Source organism: Limnospira sp. PMC 289.06 (assembly GCF_032350395.1).
Classification (GTDB): domain Bacteria; phylum Cyanobacteriota; class Cyanobacteriia; order Cyanobacteriales; family Microcoleaceae; genus Limnospira; species Limnospira platensis.
In genome coordinates this window covers 1-1,424 of record NZ_JARPLC010000306.1, presented here as the reverse complement: position 1 = coordinate 1,424, position 1,424 = coordinate 1, and the positions used below count along the sequence as shown (strand labels likewise).

Annotated in this window: 3 protein-coding genes; all 3 read right to left on the bottom strand. The window is 46.0% G+C overall.

What is annotated here, in order from left to right; genetic code table 11:
* Window positions 1-68: 68 nt before the first annotated feature.
* Entirely contained in the window at window positions 69-206 is a 138-nt protein-coding gene (locus P5674_RS24710; RefSeq protein ID WP_008049827.1) for a hypothetical protein, read from the bottom strand.
* On the bottom strand, window positions 197-652 hold the full coding sequence (gvpC, locus tag P5674_RS24705) for a gas vesicle protein GvpC (protein WP_315670396.1): 456 nt from the start codon (window positions 650-652) through the stop codon (window positions 197-199). The genes P5674_RS24710 and gvpC overlap by 10 nt, the downstream gene beginning before the upstream one ends.
* Window positions 653-881: 229 nt before the next feature.
* Window positions 882-1,100 (bottom strand): gas vesicle structural protein GvpA, encoded by a 219-nt coding sequence (gene gvpA / locus P5674_RS24700; RefSeq protein ID WP_006616598.1) that lies wholly within the window; start codon window positions 1,098-1,100, stop codon window positions 882-884.
* Between the last annotated feature and the right edge of the window lie 324 nt (window positions 1,101-1,424).

Sequence of the window (1,424 nt, the reverse complement as noted above, 5' to 3'; positions counted from 1 at the left end):
GTTGCTGGGGTCGATTTCACCCTTTCACCACCCCAAACCGACTTTTCCCGTTCCCGACGATACTCTTGTCATTGCATCCGAAACTTACCCATATCCTCAAACATGGACTGAATACCTGCTAGGCGTTCGGCTTTCGCCTCTTGGATTGGCTGTAGCAAGTTTTCAGCCATAATGGTGCGGATCAGATCATATTGAACTATTGCCATACCTGCTGGGCGAGTTTTCGGCGACCGGCAGCTCTTTCCTGGTCCTGTTGTTGCCACTGCTGTTGCCATTGAGCAACCGTATCTCGAAGTTCCGCCCGAAAATCCCGTAACTCCTGCGCTAATTCCTCAGCTTTTTCGGCTCGGGACTGGGCGCTCTCCTCCAGAAAGGTAGCAGTTTCTTTCTGAAGCGATCGCACAAACTCTTTTAAATCCTCAGCTAGTTGTTCTGCTTGCTGACGATGGTTATTATGAGCGTCTGCCAAAAAGGCTTGATTTTCTTGTTTTAATTGAGATACAAAAGCCTGTCGATCTTGTTTTTGAGTGATCGCCTGGCTGTATCGTTCTCGTTGCCATAAACCGATCGTCGCCCAAATCTGTTTTTGGCTTGCAGCCAAAACCTGGCGACGCTCTAGGTGGCTTTGTTGCCAATCATCCTGTAACACCATAGTACTTAAGGATATCCCCCCAGTTGGTGTTTAAGCATCGGACATCTGTGGTTTTCTGTGGTTTTCTGTAGTCTTTCCTGTCAGCCTTACTTTAGGGTCTTCCCTAGAGAATCATATAGCCCCCTGAAACTCAGGCATTGGCTTTCCGACTCAGATTCAGGCTGTAGCTAGATGGACTTAATCAGAAGACACAATCAGATGTCCGACCGCTAGTTAACTGTGAAACCCTTTATACAGAAGGAACAGCAGCTTGAGCCGTTAGACCCACAGCTTCTGCATATTTGAGGTAAGTTTCCACAGATGCAATCACAACCCTTGCTTCTACCGATAACAGTTCTATGCCCACTAAGGAAACACGAACCCAGGCATCAATTACAATCCCTTTATCTAGGATACGATCAATAACCTCAGCCAAGCTCGAAGACGAGTTTACTTTTTCAACTGCCATGAGTCAATTACCTCTTAATTTTCATGTTGACACCACCACCGTCCAGCTAGGCTGTCATGGTAGATTGTTGCTAGTATTACTGTTGACCAGGCTACCAGGGAAGTCCTGTTATCCTCCATCATACAGAATCGAGACAGATTTAACTGTCAAGAATGTGGCAATAGCCCGAAGCTTCTGAGTATGATACAATCAATAGTGAGGCAATCATGCCATTGGTGAAGGTATCTCTCAAAGCCTCCAACATTCTGTTCAAAGAGGACTATTGTCACGTACAAATCGCCTTTTTAAAACCAAGATATACAGGCTATGTACTTCACGTCCACC